Source organism: Streptomyces sp. DS1-CR2, from assembly GCF_055760475.1.
This window is the reverse complement of record NZ_CM147085.1, coordinates 1,439,831-1,455,164: the sequence shown is the minus strand read 5'-3', so window position 1 is coordinate 1,455,164 and position 15,334 is coordinate 1,439,831. Positions and strand designations below refer to the sequence as shown.

General features: G+C 70.2%; 17 protein-coding genes. 13 read left to right on the top strand and 4 right to left on the bottom strand.

Annotation, left to right across the window (positions count from 1 at the left end; all coding sequences use genetic code 11):
* Nucleotides 1–22 precede the first annotated feature (22 nt).
* Nucleotides 23–574: a GNAT family N-acetyltransferase gene (locus ACY0PA_RS07275; protein WP_473083891.1), complete on the top strand. Its 552-nt coding sequence runs from the start codon at nt 23–25 to the stop codon at nt 572–574.
* A gap of 57 nt (nt 575–631) precedes the next feature.
* On the opposite strand, the gene ACY0PA_RS07270 is transcribed toward ACY0PA_RS07275, so the two are convergent.
* Together ACY0PA_RS07270 and ACY0PA_RS07265 are read right to left on the bottom strand one after the other, a co-directional pair.
* The gene (locus tag ACY0PA_RS07270) at nt 632–1,315 is read right to left on the bottom strand and encodes a glycerophosphodiester phosphodiesterase (RefSeq protein WP_473083890.1); all 684 of its coding nucleotides are present in this window, start codon (nt 1,313–1,315) and stop codon (nt 632–634) included.
* Between the two features lie 290 nt (nt 1,316–1,605).
* The gene (locus ACY0PA_RS07265) at nt 1,606–2,190 is read right to left on the bottom strand and encodes a PadR family transcriptional regulator (protein ID WP_473083889.1); all 585 of its coding nucleotides are present in this window, start codon (nt 2,188–2,190) and stop codon (nt 1,606–1,608) included.
* 153 nt (nt 2,191–2,343) lie between these two features.
* Between ACY0PA_RS07265 and ACY0PA_RS07260 the strand changes: the two genes are divergently transcribed.
* The 7 genes from ACY0PA_RS07260 to ACY0PA_RS07230 all read left to right on the top strand — a co-directional run bounded on the left by ACY0PA_RS07260 (nt 2,344) and on the right by ACY0PA_RS07230 (nt 9,255).
* Complete coding sequence (locus ACY0PA_RS07260) at nt 2,344–3,483, top strand: LLM class flavin-dependent oxidoreductase (protein WP_473083888.1); 1,140 nt, start codon at nt 2,344–2,346, stop codon at nt 3,481–3,483.
* 71 nt (nt 3,484–3,554) lie between these two features.
* Nucleotides 3,555–4,499 carry an alpha/beta hydrolase gene (locus tag ACY0PA_RS07255; RefSeq protein ID WP_473086260.1) on the top strand — a complete coding sequence of 315 codons (945 nt, stop codon included), beginning with the start codon at nt 3,555–3,557 and terminating at the stop codon, nt 4,497–4,499.
* Between the two features lie 82 nt (nt 4,500–4,581).
* The gene (locus ACY0PA_RS07250) at nt 4,582–6,000 is read left to right on the top strand and encodes a DUF6421 family protein (protein ID WP_473083887.1); all 1,419 of its coding nucleotides are present in this window, start codon (nt 4,582–4,584) and stop codon (nt 5,998–6,000) included.
* Between the two features lie 26 nt (nt 6,001–6,026).
* Complete coding sequence (locus ACY0PA_RS07245; protein WP_473086259.1) at nt 6,027–6,785, top strand: SDR family NAD(P)-dependent oxidoreductase; 759 nt, start codon at nt 6,027–6,029, stop codon at nt 6,783–6,785.
* On the top strand, nt 6,782–7,852 hold the full coding sequence (locus ACY0PA_RS07240; RefSeq protein WP_473083886.1) for a threonine aldolase family protein: 1,071 nt from the start codon (nt 6,782–6,784) through the stop codon (nt 7,850–7,852). The genes ACY0PA_RS07245 and ACY0PA_RS07240 overlap by 4 nt, the downstream gene beginning before the upstream one ends.
* An 88-nt stretch (nt 7,853–7,940) precedes the next feature.
* Complete coding sequence (locus tag ACY0PA_RS07235) at nt 7,941–8,534, top strand: transglutaminase-like domain-containing protein (RefSeq protein WP_473083885.1); 594 nt, start codon at nt 7,941–7,943, stop codon at nt 8,532–8,534.
* A gap of 34 nt (nt 8,535–8,568) precedes the next feature.
* The gene (locus ACY0PA_RS07230; RefSeq protein WP_473083884.1) at nt 8,569–9,255 is read left to right on the top strand and encodes a B3/B4 domain-containing protein; all 687 of its coding nucleotides are present in this window, start codon (nt 8,569–8,571) and stop codon (nt 9,253–9,255) included.
* Nucleotides 9,256–9,295: 40 nt separating this feature from the next.
* Here ACY0PA_RS07230 and ACY0PA_RS07225 read toward each other — a convergent pair whose 3' ends face one another.
* Nucleotides 9,296–10,024: a lysophospholipid acyltransferase family protein gene (locus ACY0PA_RS07225; RefSeq protein WP_473083883.1), complete on the bottom strand. Its 729-nt coding sequence runs from the start codon at nt 10,022–10,024 to the stop codon at nt 9,296–9,298.
* A 175-nt stretch (nt 10,025–10,199) separates the two neighbouring features.
* Nucleotides 10,200–10,616: a DUF4395 domain-containing protein gene (locus ACY0PA_RS07220; protein ID WP_473083882.1), complete on the bottom strand. Its 417-nt coding sequence runs from the start codon at nt 10,614–10,616 to the stop codon at nt 10,200–10,202.
* Nucleotides 10,617–10,692: 76 nt separating this feature from the next.
* Here ACY0PA_RS07220 and ACY0PA_RS07215 point away from each other — a divergent pair, with 76 nt between their 5' ends.
* From ACY0PA_RS07215 to ACY0PA_RS07195, 5 genes are all read left to right on the top strand, one after another.
* A complete protein-coding gene (locus ACY0PA_RS07215; RefSeq protein ID WP_473083881.1) occupies nt 10,693–11,100 on the top strand; it encodes a TlpA family protein disulfide reductase in 408 nt (135 codons plus the stop codon).
* A gap of 210 nt (nt 11,101–11,310) precedes the next feature.
* The gene (locus tag ACY0PA_RS07210; protein WP_473083880.1) at nt 11,311–11,817 is read left to right on the top strand and encodes a flavin reductase family protein; all 507 of its coding nucleotides are present in this window, start codon (nt 11,311–11,313) and stop codon (nt 11,815–11,817) included.
* A 168-nt stretch (nt 11,818–11,985) separates the two neighbouring features.
* Nucleotides 11,986–12,771, top strand: a complete 786-nt coding sequence (locus ACY0PA_RS07205) for an electron transfer flavoprotein subunit beta/FixA family protein (protein WP_473083879.1) — start codon at nt 11,986–11,988, stop codon at nt 12,769–12,771.
* A 61-nt stretch (nt 12,772–12,832) separates the two neighbouring features.
* Nucleotides 12,833–13,795: an electron transfer flavoprotein subunit alpha/FixB family protein gene (locus tag ACY0PA_RS07200; protein ID WP_473083878.1), complete on the top strand. Its 963-nt coding sequence runs from the start codon at nt 12,833–12,835 to the stop codon at nt 13,793–13,795.
* 167 nt (nt 13,796–13,962) lie between these two features.
* On the top strand, nt 13,963–15,255 hold the full coding sequence (locus tag ACY0PA_RS07195) for a DUF6986 family protein (protein WP_473083877.1): 1,293 nt from the start codon (nt 13,963–13,965) through the stop codon (nt 15,253–15,255).
* The last annotated feature ends 79 nt before the right edge of the window (nt 15,256–15,334 follow it).

The window sequence follows — 15,334 nt, the reverse complement described above, 5'->3', positions numbered from 1 at the left end:
GCACGAGATCGGAGACCGTCCCATGTCCATCGCTCCCCGCCCCACGACCGGCGACCTCACCTTCCGGGACGCCACCGGCGCCGATGTCGACGTGCTCGTGGCGCTGATCGAGTCGGCGTACCGCGGGGACTCCAGCCGCACCGGCTGGACGACCGAGGCGGACATCCTGGAGGGGCAGCGCACCGACCCGCAGGGCGTCGTCGACGTCATCAAGTCGCCGGACAGCCGGCTGCTCACCGTCGAGCGCGACGGCGCGGTCGTCGCCTGCTGCCAGCTGGAGCACCGCGGGGAGCACGCCTACTTCGGCATGTTCGCCGTGAGCCCGGCCCTCCAGGGCGCGGGGCTCGGCAAGGTGATCATCGCGGAGGCGGAGCGCACCGCCCGCGAGGCCTGGGGCGTGCGCGAGATGCACATGACGGTGATCTCCGTACGCGAGGACCTCATCGCCTGGTACGAGCGCCGGGGCTACCGCCGTACGGGAGAGATGACCCCCTTCCCGTACGGCGACGAGCGCTTCGGCATCCCGCAGCGGGACGACCTCCAGTTCGAGCTGCTGGTCAAGCCCCTCGGCTGACGTGGGCCGCTCGGCCGACACCCGGGTCCCGCGGCTGAGTCGGGCCGCTCGCGCGGCTCAGGCCGTGAAGCGGCCGGTCCGTTTGATCTCCGGGTAGTCGGTCGTCGCGCCGTCCAGGCCGAGCGCCCGCACCAGGCGCAGATCGTCCTGCGTGTTCACGACCCAGCCGATGATCCGCAGATCCGCCTTGCGGGCCCGCTCGACGATCTCCTGCGTCAGACGCCGGATGTTGAGGACCAGGGACGTGGCGCCGACGGCGGTGGCGCGCTCCACCACGTCGGTGCCGTAGCGGCTGGCCACCAGCGCCGTACGGACGCCCGGCACCAGCCGGGCGATCTCGGCGACGGCCTCGTCGTGGAACGAGATCACCTCGACGCGGCTCACCAGATCACGGCGCAGCATGACCTCGGCGAGGGCGCGCGCCGCGGCGACGTCCTTGATCTCGGCCTGGAGCGGTTTGGAGACGGCGTCGAGCACCTCCTCGAAGACCGGCACCCGTTCGCCGCGCCCCGCGTCCAGGGCGCGCAGCTCGGCGAGCGTCTTGTCGGCGATGGGGCCCCGGCCGTCCGTCGTGCGGTCGACGTCGGCGTCGTGCATGACGACGAGGGCGCCGTCCTTGCTCAGATGCAGATCGAGTTCGATGAGGTCGAGGCCCGCGCCCTGCGCGGCGACGAAGGACCGGAGGGTGTTCTCGGGTTCGACACCCATCACTCCGCGATGCCCGATGGTGAGGAAGTTCAAGATCGTCTCGCTTCCGTCGACGGCGGCTCGGCATCCGCGCGAGGTCGTGGACGGGGTCGCCCGCGCGGCACGGCCGAAGCCTAACGGCCCGTCTCCACGATGGGACCGGTCCGACGCGAGGGAGTGGAGTGGTCCGCTCTGGTTGCGGTGATTCCGAGGACCAGTCCGGTGATGACGGCTGCGACCAGGACGGCGCGGATGCTCACGCTCAGGGCTCCAGACGGCGGAGGGGCAGGGAAGGGGCGGGGACCGGTCCGTCCTACCGCCTCGGCAGCCTGCCGCGGGAAGTGTCACCCGTGGGTGGGCGAGTTCCCCGGCGGTTGACCGGGCGCCGCGTCCAGGTCGTCCAGCATGGCCTCGGCCAGCTCGACTTCTGCCGCGAGCCGCCGCTCGCTCCAGCGCAGCGCGATCTGCGGATGGGCCCACGCCTCCACCCCGTCGGCCCGCTCGAGCGCGTCCCGGACCTCCTTCAGCTCGCCCTTCGTGCGCGCCACGTGTTCCGTCACCAGGCCACGCAGGTGCTCCGGCGCGGCGAGGTGCCCGAGCCACACGCGCAGCAGTACGGGGTGCTTGAGCACGGGCGTGCCGAGGCCCTGCCCGCCCCCGGCCCACACCGCGAGCGCCCCGCGCCCCTCCTCGGTGATCGCGTACGTTCGTTTGGCCCGCGGCTCCTCGGCCCCGGAGTGCAGCGAGGTGACGTAGCCCAGTGATTCGAGGCGGCGCAGTTCGGCGTAGATCTGGCTGATGGCGGGCGACCAGTAGAAGAACCGCAGGGAGGCGTCGGCCCACTTCTTCAGCTCGTATCCGGTTCGTTCCCCGGGGAAGGACAGCAGCCCGAGGACGGCCCAGGCGGTCGGTGGTAGGTCGTCAGCCATGCGCCGCATTGAAGTGACCGGAAGCGGTCACCGCAAGACCCCGGAGCCTTTGTCACTGCCGAATACCGTCGCCGGTCTTGCTCCTTGAGGACCTGACGGTTAGTCATATAGCTAACCGGAACAGTGCCTGTGGCTCAACTCCCTGGAGGCAGCGTGAAGTTCTCCGTCATCTTCGAGGCGCAGCTCGCCGATCCCACCGTCGAACACGAACACCAGGTCATCCGCGACTGCGTGGAGCAGGCGGTCCTCGCCGAGGAGATGGGCTTCGACCGCATCTGGGCCGTCGAGCACCACTCCCTCAAGTGGTACGCGCACATGTCGGCCCCCGAGATCTTCCTGACCTGGGTCGCCGCCCGCACCAGCACCATCCGGATCGGGCACGGCGTCGTCTGCATGCCCTTCAATTTCAACCATCCCGTGCGGGTCGCCGAGCGGGCCGCCATGCTCGACCTGCTCTCCGGTGGCCGACTCGACCTCGGGGCCGGCCGTGGCGGCACCCAGCAGGAGACCTCCCTGTGCGGTGTCGACAAGGACCGCACGACGCAGGAGGTCGAGGAGGCGCTGCGGATCATCGGGAAAGCCTGGGAGAAGGACGAGCTGGAGCACCACGGGGAGCTCCTCGATATCGACCCGCACCCCGTCCTGCCGCGCCCGAAACAGGAGCCCCACCCGCCCCTCTTCCTCGCGTGCAGCCGCACGGAGACGCTCGCCCAGGCGGCCGAACTCGGCATCGGCGCCCTGGTGATGGGCTTCGCGGGCCCCGAGTCGATCGCCGGCATGCGGCGCGCCTACGACGACGCGATCGCCGCCCGTACCCCCGACCGTTTCGTGTCCGGCGTCGTCAACGACCACTTCTCCGTCCTGTGCCCGACCATCGTCCTGGACGACCAGGAGACGGCCCGGAACATCGGCATCCGCGGCCAGCGGTTCTTCGCGCAGTCCATCGGGCACTGGTACGGCGGCGCGGGCGTCCCCGACGAGGCCGTGGTGGAGGGCGCCGACGAGGCGGCCGGCATGCGCAGGGCCGCCGAACAGGTCGTGGCCCGCCTCCACGAACACCGGATCCCGGTACGTCCCACCGCGACGGCCACCTTCAACGCCGACCACGCCTACGGCACCGCCGACGACGCCATCGCCTACGTCGAGCGCCTGCGCGACGCGGGTGCTGACGAGATCATGTGTCTCGTCCAGATGGGCACCGTCCCCCAGGAGGCCTGCCTGGAGACGCTGCGGCAGTGGGGCGAGAAGGTCATTCCGCACTTCCGCGCCCAGGAGCAGGCGGTGTCCGCATGAGCCCCGCATCCGAGGACCACCCCGCATCCGAGGACCGCCTCGCACCCGACGTCCGCGCCCTGGTCGACGCGATGACCGCGTTCTTCCCCGACCTCGGCGGCGCCGTCACCGACGCGGCCGAGGCCCGCCGCATCCTGGCCGCGGCTCCCGCGTCACCGTTCCCGCCACCGGTCGTCGGCTCGGTCGAGGACCGCGACATCCCCGGCCCCGCCGGAGCGCCCCGGATCCCCGTACGGATTTACCGTCCGGACCCCGACGAGGCCCCGGGCCCGCGCCCCACCGTCGTCTTCCTCCACGGGGGAGGGTGGGCGATCTGCGGCCTGGACAGCCATGACTCCACCGCCCGCGGCCTGTGCCGCGAGGCGGGGGCCGTGGTCGTCTCCGTCGACTACCGGCTTGCCCCCGAGTCGCCGTTCCCGGCCGCCGTCGACGACGCGTACGCGGCGCTGTGCTGGGCGGCCGGCCACCACGCCGCGCTGGGCGGGGACGCGGGCGCCCTTGTCGTGGCGGGGGACAGCGCGGGCGGGAACCTCGCGGCTGTCATCTGCCTCCTGGCCCGGGACCGGGGCGGCCCGCGCATCGCGCTCCAGGCCCTCGTCTATCCGGCCACCGACGCGCATCAGTCGACGGAGTCGTTCGCGCGGAACGCCGACCGCTACTTCCTGACGGCCGCGCACTGCCGCTGGTTCGCCGAGCAGTACCTCGGCCCGGACGGCGACCGGTCCCACCCGCACGTCTCGCCGCTCCTCGCCGACCTTGCCTCGCTGCCGCCCGCCCACATCGTGACCGCGGGCTGTGACCCGCTGTGCGACGAGGGCCTCGCCTACGCGAAGGCCCTGCGGGCGGTGGGCGTCGAGGTCACCGAGAGCCACTTCCCGGGGATGTTCCACGGCTTCTTCGGTTTCCCCGAGCTGCTCGACGACGCCCGTACTGCCGTGGCGGATGTGGCGAAGGCCATCGTTTCAACGGTGCCAGGCAGGAAAAACGACGGTGAACCAGGGGGTCACGCAGGATAACTTCCTCCCGACCCCACTTGTGGTGAAGAACCTCGCCCGCTTACGGTGTCTCTACGCGAGGTTCTCCCGTGGAGGATGGGTAATGACGGAAATTCTTGTGCAGTCGGGCGTGGAGGGGAAGGTTCCTCCGGAGAAGGTCGGGGGAAGCCCCGAAAGCAGGGTGGTCGAACACCCGGCGTGGCCCGTGCTCAAGGCCGCCGTGGAGGAGATCCGTCCCTGGCAGCAGAAGGACGGCTCGATCGACTTCGGCGCCGACGGCGCCCCGTCCAAGGCCGTGGCGGAGCTGACGCTCGGCCGCGCGATATCCGCCGTCGAGCAGCTCTCCCCGCTGCTCCCGCACGACGCCGCGTACCACTCGGCGCTCGCCGCCGACCTGCGGCGCTGGGCGGAAGACGGCTTCCAGGTCCCCGACTTCCTCGACTCGCTGCTGGCCTTCCACCCCGCCGCGCACCGCGAGGACGGACTGCAGCACCTGGTCGTCTTCCCGATGTACACGCAGAACGGCAACCCGGACCGCAATCTGGAGGCCGTCGTCCTGCGCATGGTGTGGCCCGAGTGGCTCGCCGAGCTGGAGGCGACGCGCTACGACAACCCGCTGTTCTGCGGGATCACGTTCGAGGACTTCACCGCCGGGTACGACACCCACTCGGCCGTGCTCTTCCCGGAGACCATCGCCGTACGCGAGGCTCCCGAGCGCTTCTCCTGGGGTGGCATCTTCTGCGACCGCGAGGCGGCCCGCTTCCGTGCCGTCACCGAGGCGTCCGTCGACATCCTCGGGCTCGAACTGCCGGACGACATCCGCGAGATGGTCACGGACCAGGCCCGCTGCGAGCAGGCTTTCGTCCTGTGGGACATGGTGCACGACCGCACCCACAGCCACGGCGACCTGCCCTTCGACCCGTTCATGATCAAGCAGCGCCAGCCGTTCTGGATGTACGGCCTCGAAGAGCTGCGCTGCGACCTCACCGCCTTCAAGGAGGCCGTGAAGCTGGAGTCCGAGGGCAACGCGCACGGCCGCGACGTCCAGTACGCCGTCCTCTTCGACCGGATGTTCCGTTTCCCGGTCAGCGGTGACCGCAACCGCAACTACGACGGACTCGGCGGCCAGCTTCTCTTCGCGTACCTGCACAAGCACGACGTGCTGCGCTGGACCGACAACAAGCTCCAGATCGACTGGGAGCGCGCCCCGCAGGTCACCAACCAGCTGTGCGCCGAGATCGAGAAGCTGTACCGCGACGGCATCGACCGCCCGAAGCTGGTGCACTGGTTCGCCGCGTACGACCTGGTGTCCCAGTACCTCGCCCCGCACCCCGGTTCGCGCTGGGCCAAGGGCCCCGACGCCCTCGACCTGAGCCTGCCGCCGCGCAAGCTCGTCGACGACGTGCTTCCGGACGAGTTTCCGCTCAGCATGTTCTATGAGGCACTGTCCAAGAAGCTGAAGAACGTGATCGCCTCCACCAAGGGGATCACCGCTGCGGGCGCCGAGCAGGCCGCCGCGTGAGCACTCGCGACGAGGAGGCGACGGCCATGGCCGAAGGCAACGGGAACGGCACGCTGGACGGAGCGGTCATCGCGGTCGCGGGCGCGGCGGGACCCGCGGGCCGCGCCACCCTGCTGCGCCTCGCCGAGGCGGGCGCGACGGTCGTCGGAGCGGACGCGGACGCCGCACGCCTGGCGGAGGCCGTGGACGCGGCACGCTACGCGCACGGGGGGGCCACCGTCATCGGCGACACCGTCGACCTGCTCGACCTGAACGCGACCCGGGACTGGGCGAACCGCATCGAGAAGGACTTCGGCCGGGTCGACGGCCTTGTCCACCTCGTCGGCGGCTGGCGCGGCAGCGCCACCTTCGCCGAGACCGACCTCGCCGACTGGGACATCCTCGAAAAGCTCCTGATCCGCACGGTCCAGCACACCTCCCTCGCGTTCCAGGACGCCCTCCAGCGCAGCGACCGCGGACGCTTCCTGCTGATCAGCGCCGCGGGCGCCAGCAAGCCGACCGCGGGCAACGCGGCGTACGCGGCCTCCAAGGCCGCCGCCGAGGCCTGGACGCTGGCCCTCGGCGACGCCTTCCGCAAGGCGGGGGGTGACGCCGGCCCGCAGCAGGCGGCTGCGATCCTGGTGGTGAAGGCGCTGGTGCACGACGCGATGCGCGCCGAGCGACCCCACGCGAAGTTCGCGGGCTTCACGGACGTCACGGATCTGGCCGATGCCATCGCCGGCGTCTGGGACCGGCCCGCCCAAGAGTTGAACGGGACCCGTCTGTGGCTGATCGAGAAGCCGTGAATCCTCCGAAGACCGACGCCCGCAGGCATCACGACCCGGACGTCCGCGGCTTCGCGAGCGACAACTACGCGGGCGCGCACCCGGAGATCCTCGCGGCCCTCGCCCTCGCCAACGGCGGTCACCAGATCGCGTACGGCGAGGACGACTACACGGAGAACCTCCAGCAGATCATCCGCTCCCACTTCGGCCCCACGGCCGAGGCGTTCCCGGTCTTCAACGGCACCGGAGCCAACGTCGTCGCGCTCCAGGCAGTCACCGACCGCTGGGGCGCGGTGATCTGCGCCGAGTCCGCGCACATCAACGTGGACGAGGGCGGGGCCCCGGAGCGTATGGGCGGCCTCAAGCTGCTCACCGTGCCGACCCCGGACGGCAAGCTCACGCCCGAGCTCATCGACCGGCAGGCCTTCGGCTGGGACGACGAGCACCGCGCGATGCCGCAGGTCGTCTCGATCACGCAGAACACGGAACTGGGCACGCTCTACACGCCCGACGAGATCCGCGCGATCTGCGACCACGCGCACGAGCGCGGCATGAAGGTGCACCTCGACGGCTCCCGGATAGCCAACGCGGCCGCGTCGCTCGACGTGCCGATGCGCACGTTCACGAACGCGGTCGGCGTCGACATTCTGTCGCTCGGCGGCACGAAGAACGGCGCTCTGTTCGGCGAGGCCGTCGTCGTCCTCAATCCGGACGCCGTCAGCCACATGAAGCATCTGCGCAAGCTCTCGATGCAGCTCGCCTCCAAGATGCGTTTCGTGTCGGTGCAGTTGGAGGCCCTGCTCGCCAAGGACCTGTGGCTGCGCAACGCGCGGCACGCCAACGAGATGGCCCAGCGCCTCGCCGAGGGCGTCCGCGCCGTGCACGGCGTCGAGATCCTCTACCCGGTGCAGGCCAACGCGGTCTTCGCGCGGCTGCCGCACGACGTCAGCGAGCGCCTCCAGAAGCGCTTCCGGTTCTACTTCTGGGACGAGGCCGCCGGCGACGTCCGCTGGATGTGCGCGTTCGACACCCGTGAGGAGGACGTCGACAGCTTCGTCGCCGCCCTCAAGGAGGAAATGGCCCGCTAGCGTTCTCCCCGCAGCTGGGCTGTATAGATATGCGATCGACCGTAAAGCTATTGACGCGCGGTCGGTCGCATTTCTATGCTCCCGGTCCATGCGGCTGATCCAGAAGAACCCTGACCTGTCTGCCTACTTGGCGGCCGACGAGGTCATCGACCATCACCACCCGCTCGTACGGAAGACGGCCGAGCGGCTCGCCGCGCAGGCATCCGACTCATATTCATACGCCCAGGTCGCCTACGAGTTCGTGCGGGACACCATCCCGCACTCCGCAGACAGCGGGGACCTGCGCGTCACCTGGCGCGCCTCGGACGTCCTGGAGCAAAGCACGGGCATCTGTCACGCCAAATCCCACGCGCTGGCCGCGCTCCTGCGCGCCGAGGACATCCCCGCCGCGCTCTGCTACCAGCGGCTCACGCATGACGCCGGGACCGGGTATGTGCTGCACGGCATGGTCGCCGTCCGCTTCCATGGGGCCTGGCACCGGCAGGACTGCCGCGGGAACAAGCCCGGGGTCGACGCCCAGTTCTCCCTCGACGGCGAGCGGCTGGCCTTCATTGTGGATGCGGAGTCCAATGAGGTGGACTATCCGGTACTCTTCGATGTACCGGAGTCGGCGGTTCTGCGCGCCCTGCGCGACGCCCCCGACCGGCCCTACTTGTGGGAACACCTCCCCGACGCACTCTGAAACAGCAAGCGCACCCCGAAGAGCAAGGCGGACGATGACCCTCCACCTCACCGTGTCCGACGCGGTACGGACCCTCGCGCCCGAGTTCCGGCACGTCGCCATCGAGGCGTACGGGCTGGTCAACGGCCCCAGCAGTGAAGGGACTTCGGCCCTTCTCGACGATGCCGCACGCCGCCTCGCCGCGCGCCTCGACGGTGGCGCCCCGCACGAGGACCCGCACATGGCGGCCTGGCGCGCCGCCTACACGGCCTTCGGCTCCAAGCCCTCCCGCACCCGTAACTCGGCCGAAGCACTGGCCAAGAGGGCCCTCGCGGACGGCGGACTACCGCGGATCAACACCCTGGTCGACGTCTACAACGCGATCAGCGTGGCCCATCTGATCCCGGTCGGAGGCGAGGACCTGGACCACATCAAGGGCGGCATGCGCCTGGTCAGGGCCACCGGCGAAGAGGGCTTCGCCACTGTGGCCGGGGGAGCGGACGTCGTGGAACACCCCGACGCCGGCGAGGTCGTCTGGTGCGACGACGACGGCGTGACCTGCCGCCGCTGGAACTGGCGCCAGGGCACCCGTACGCGCCTGACCGAGGAGTCGGTGAACGCGCTCTTCCTGCTGGAGGCGATGGGGCCGCACTGCGACGTGGTGGCGGCCGGCACCGAACTCGCCGAACTCCTGGAGAAGTTCAGCCCCGGCGCGCGGATCACCGTCCACGCGCCGGAGTAGACGCACCGCGGTGGGCCCGCGGCACGTCCGCAGTACCGATTCAGCTCGCCTCGGCGGCCTTCACCTCTGCCGCGGTGGGCGCGGTGCCGCCGAGGTGCGCGGGCATCCACCAGGTGTCGTCCGGACCCTTCGGGCGTACGGGGTACGCGCGCTGCGCCGCTTCGAGAAGCTCCTGCACGCGCTCGCGCAGCCGCCGGGTGATCGCACCGGCGTACTGGTCGCGCGGGGCCTCCATCGGCTCGCCCACCCGGATCGTGATCGGGATGTGCTGGCGCCTGAAGTTCTTCGGGTGGCCCTTCGTCCACAGGCGCTGGGTGCCCCACAGTGCCATCGGGATGAGCGGCACACCGGCCTCCTGGGCCAGGCGCGCGGCGCCCGACTTGAAGCTCTTCAGCGTGAACGACTGCGAGATCGTCGCCTCGGGGAACACTCCGATGACCTGACCGGAGCGCAGCGAGTCGAGGGCGTGCGCATACGCGTCCTCGCCCTGCTTCCGGTCCACGGGGATGTGCTTCATGCTGCGCATCAGCGGACCGGAGATCTTGTGCCGGAACACCGACTCCTTCGCCATGAAGCGCACCAGGCGCTTCTGCGGCAGCGCTGCGAGACCGTCGAAAACGAAGTCCAGGTAGCTGATGTGATTGCTGACCAGGACCGCGCCGCCGGAGCGCGGAATGTTCTCCGCGCCCTTGACGTCGATCTTCAGATCGAGCGCCTTGAACATCGTGCGGGCCGCGCCGATGACCGGACGGTAGACGAGCTCTGCCATGGAGGGGGAGGACCCTTCATCTCTGCCTGGGGAGGGGGCTCCCGGCGGGAAGTTACGCAGCCGTAGGTTTTGTGGCTTGCGCAGATCGTGCCCCATCAACGGCTGAGTAGCCAGTCCTGGTTCCGGCCGGGCGCGAGATCCTCGTCACTCCCACGCGGTCCGCACAACCCGTTGATCAGCCAAATCGTGCCGCGCCACGCCGCAGGAGCAGGTACATCTCGCACCCCAGGCAGTAGCCGAACACCGAGTTGAGGAACGCCGCCGCCAGCGCGCAGGCCGTCGCCCCGAGCCCCAGCCAGCCCGGTCCCCACACCAGACCCACCAGACCCACCAACGCGAAGACGAGCCCGACGAACTGCGCGAACCGCGGCGGCTGCGGAGCCTCGAACTCCGTGGGCGGCCCGAGCCGAGGCCGCACCGCCGTACGGAACAGCCACGCATAGGGAGAACGCCCCACCCCGCCCGCCGCGCCGAGCGCGAAACACAGCGTCTGCCACGCCAGGAGCCAGGCGCTGCCCGTGACGAGCACCAGGGCCAGTACGACCGTCGTGACCGCGGCACCGAACCGCGGCCCTCTCACATCGATGTCCATGAACCCAGCATTCCGCAAAAGTGCGTGGCGCGGACCCGGGGAATCTTTGCGGTCTCGTGAATGCTGCACTGGAACGATGACCGGACTTGTGGTGTGTGTGGCCGTGCTCGCCGTGGCGAGCGTCTTCGGGCTGATGCAACGGCGGCGGAGCGGGAGGATGAAGGTGCGGCAGGGCGAAGCGGCTCTCGGAGCGGCGAAGTTGGGGGAGGAGCTGGGGGAGCGAGCCACCCTCGTGCAGTTCTCCAGCGCCTTCTGCGCCCCGTGCCGGGCCACCCGGCGCGTGCTCGGCGAGGTGGCCGAAATGGTTCCCGGCGTGACTCATGTGGAGATCGACGCCGAGGAGCGGCTCGATCTCGTACGGGAACTCGGCGTCCTCAAGACGCCCACCGTGCTCGTCCTCGACGCAGCCGGACACATCGTGCGCCGCGCCTCGGGTCAGCCGCGCAAGGCCGACGTCATCGCCGCGCTCGGGGAGGCGGTCTGACGGGAGGTGACTTCGTGGTGACGCTTCTCCCAGATGGCGGGACGCACTTGACTGCACGCACCACCTATCGTCAGCCTGACTGTATGTCGACGGAACTCCTTCTCTTCGAGCGTGTCCATGTGGACCTCGCCCGCTGCGCGAGTGCGCGCTGTCCCGGCTCCTGAGCAGCCACGGACCCCGCTCGCACCCCTCCGGCAGAAGGACAACTCCATGACGGCCACGCCCGATCTCCGCACCGCCACGACCGCATCGCCCGACCTGCTGCGCTCGGTCTTCCGCCGGCACGCGGCCGGAGTCGCCGTGATCACCGCCCGGGGCGCCGCCCCCGTCGGCTTCACCGCCACCTCCCTGACGTCCGTGTCGGCCGAACCCCCCGTCGTCTCGTTCGGTATCGGCCTGGGCGCCTCCAGTTGGCCCGTCGTCTCCGAGGCCGAACACATCGGCGTGCACATACTCGGTGAGCATCAGCAGGATCTGGCCGCCACGTTCGCGAAGAGCGGAGCCGACCGCTTCGGGGACCCCACGCGTTGGTACGAGGGTCCGGAGGGCGTGCCCGTACTCGAAGGCGTCCTGGCCTGGCTGGTGTGCCGGGTGATCGCACGCGTGCCCGCCGGTGACCACCGCATCGTGCTCGCCGAGGCCGTCGCCGGAGACCCCGCGGGGACCGGCCGGCCGCTCGTCTACCACCAGGGCCGCTTCAACGCTCTGCGCGACTAGGATCACAGTTCAAAGCGCTTGCTTAGCGGGCGAATCCTGGGTGTACTGACGAGTAATATTTCGTTCGGGGCGCGGGCCGCCCCGACCGGGAGAGTCCGCTTCGGACGCCTATGCTGCCTGCAGGGAGCAAGGCCGCCCAGTAAAGACGATTGCAGTAGGAGAGCCGGCGTGAGCTTGAGGATCGTTGTCACCGTGAAGTATGTGCCGGATGCGACGGGGGACCGGCATTTCGCTGATGATCTGACGGTGGACCGTGATGATGTGGACGGGCTGCTGTCGGAGCTGGACGAGTACGCGGTCGAGCAGGCGTTGCAGATCGCGGACGAGGCGGACGATGCGGAGATCACCGTGTTGACGGTGGGTCCCGAGGACGCGAAGGACGCGTTGCGCAAGGCGTTGTCGATGGGCGCGGACAAGGCGATCCATGTCGAGGACGACGATCTGCACGGCACGGACATCGTGGGGACGTCGCTGGTGCTGGCGAAGGCGATCGAGAAGGCCGGCTTCGATCTGGTGGTGTCGGGGATGGCGTCGACGGACGGCACGGCGGGTGTGGTGCCGGCGCTGCTGGCGGAGCGCCTGGGTGTGCCGCAGGTGACGCTGCTGTCGCAGGTGTCGGTCGAGGGCGGTGTGGTGACGGGCCGTCGTGACGGTGACACGGCCTCGGAGCAGGTTCAGGCTTCGCTGCCGGCGGTGGTGTCGGTGACCGACCAGTCGGGCGAGGCCAGGTATCCGTCGTTCAAGGGGATCATGGCGGCGAAGAAGAAGCCGGTCACCTCCTGGGACCTCTCGGATCTGGATGTGGAGGCCGACGAGGTGGGTCTGGCGGGTGCGTTCACGGTGGTGGACGCGGCGGCGGAGCGTCCGGCGCGCAGCGCGGGCACGATCGTCAAGGACGAGGGCGAGGGCGGCAAGCAGCTCGCCGAGTTCCTCGCGGGCCAGAAGTTCATCTAGAGCCCGCGCCCGTTGCTGTCCCCCTGTCCTCATCTTTCGCACGCAGGAGAGAAGAAGTCCCATGGCTGAAGTTCTGGTCTACGTCGATCACGTGGACGGTGCCGTCCGCAAGCCCACCCTTGAACTGCTGACCCTGGCCCGCCGCCTGGGTGAGCCCGTCGCGCTGGCGATCGGTGCGGGCGCCGCCGGCACCGCCGCCACGCTGGCCGAGCACGGCGCGACCCGCGTCCTGACGCACGAGGCGTCCGAGTACGCCGACTACCTCGTCGTGCCGAAGGTGGATGCGCTGCAGGCCGCCTACGACACTGTCGCCCCGGCCGCCGTGCTGGTGCCGTCCTCGGCGGAGGGCAAGGAGATCGCCGCGCGGCTCGCGGTGCGGATCGGCTCCGGTGTCATCACCGACGCCACCGACCTCGAGGCCGGCGAGAGCGGTCCCATCGCCACCCAGTCCGCGTTCGCCGCCTCGTTCACCACCAAGTCCCGCGTGGCCAAGGGCACCCCGGTCATCACCGTCAAGCCCAACAGTGCCCCGGTCGAGCCCGCCCCGGCGCCCGGCACCGTCCAGGCGCTGGACGTGACGTTCTCCGCCCAGGCCACCGGTACCAAGGTCACCGCGCGCACGCCGCGCGAGTCGACCGGGCGCCCGGACCTGACCGAGGCCGCGATCGTGGTCTCCGGCGGACGCGGCGTCAACGGCGCCGAGAACTTCGCGATCATCGAGGCCCTCGCCGACTCCCTCGGCGCGGCCGTCGGCGCCTCCCGGGCCGCGGTCGACGCCGGCTGGTACCCGCACTCCAACCAGGTCGGCCAGACCGGCAAGAGCGTGTCCCCGCAGCTGTACATCGCCAACGGCATCTCCGGCGCCATCCAGCACCGGGCCGGCATGCAGACCTCCCAGACCATCGTCGCGGTCAACAAGGACGCCGAGGCACCCATCTTCGACCTCGTCGACTACGGCGTCGTCGGCGACCTCTTCGACGTCGTCCCCCAGCTCACCGAGGAAATCAACACCCGCAAGGGCTGAGCTTCTCCGGGCCGGTAACGGGGCCGCGTGGTGATCTTCACCGCGCGGCCCCGTTGGCGTGCGAGGGACCATTGACGCAGGTGGCGAGCGCAGATAACTTCGCTATACGGATTGTTGATTCCGTGAAGCGGAAACTCTGGAACGTCGAGAGTGTGGAGGGTGCAGCAATGGGTCAGCAAGAGAAGGTGGCAACGAGCCTCGCCGGTGCGGTCAGCGAGGGCATCAGCGCTTCCCTCGCCCCGGTGGACGCGGAGCTGGAGCGCCGCTACCCCGGAGACCCCGGCACCCGGCAGCCCGTCCACACCGTGTACGTCCCCGGTGAGCAGTTCGACGCCGACACCATGCGCACGTGGGGCGACAAGGCCCTGGCGATGCTCGACGAACACGCCCCGGACGCCGCCTCCTTCGCCGCCGTTCTCGGTCTGGGCGACGACCTCGCCGAGGCCGTCCACTCGCGCGTACGTGCCAAGCTGGAGCGCGAGCCGGTCGAGGACCTGCGCATCGACTTCGAGGACGGCTACAAGGGCGCCGACGAGGACCAGGACGCCGCCCGCGCGGCCCGGCTGGTCGCCGAGGCGTACAAGAACGGCACCGCCGCTCCGTACATGGGCATCCGCATGAAGTGCATGGAGGCGCCGGTACGCGACCGGGGCATCCGCACCCTCGACATCTTCCTGTCCGGCCTCATGGAGGCGGGCGGCCTCCCCGACGGGCTCGTCCTCACGCTCCCCAAGGTCACGTACCCGGAGCAGGTCACCGCCATGGTCCGGCTTCTGGAGGCGTTCGAGAAGGCGCACGGTCTCGAGGCGGGACGCCTCGGCTTCGAGATCCAGATCGAGACCAGCCAGTCCATCCTCGCCGCCGACGGCACCGCCGCCGTCGCCCGCATGATCGACGCCGCCGAGGGACGCGCGACCGGACTGCACTACGGCACCTTCGACTACAGCGCCTGCCTCGGCGTCAGCGCCGCCTACCAGGCCAGCGACCACCCGGCCGCCGACTACGCGAAGGCCGTCATGCAGGTGGCCGCAGCCGGTACCGGTGTCCGCGTCTCGGACGGTTCCACCAACGTCCTGCCCGTCGGCACGACCGCGAAGGTCCACGACGCCTGGCGCCTGCACTACGGCCTCACCCGCCGCGCCCTGGCCCGGGCCTACTACCAGGGCTGGGACATGCACCCGGGCCACATCCCGACCCGCTACGCCGCGGTCTTCGCCTTCTACCGCGAGGGCTTCGAGTCGGCCGCCGCGCGTCTGGCCGCCTACGCCGGTCACCACGAGGGCGGCGACGTGGCGGACGAGCCGGCCACCGCCAAGGCGCTCGCCGGCTATCTGCTGCGCGGCCTGGACTGCGGCGCCCTCGACACGGGCGAGGTCACCCGGATCACCGGTCTCACCCTGGCCCGCCTCCAGGGATTCGCGGGGCCGCGCCGCGGCGACCTGACCGCGCAGGAACGGTGACGGTCGTCCCGGTCCCGTAACGCGTATCCGGTCCTGTCACCGCTGCCCCGTAGTCTCACGCCACTGAAACAGGCGTCAC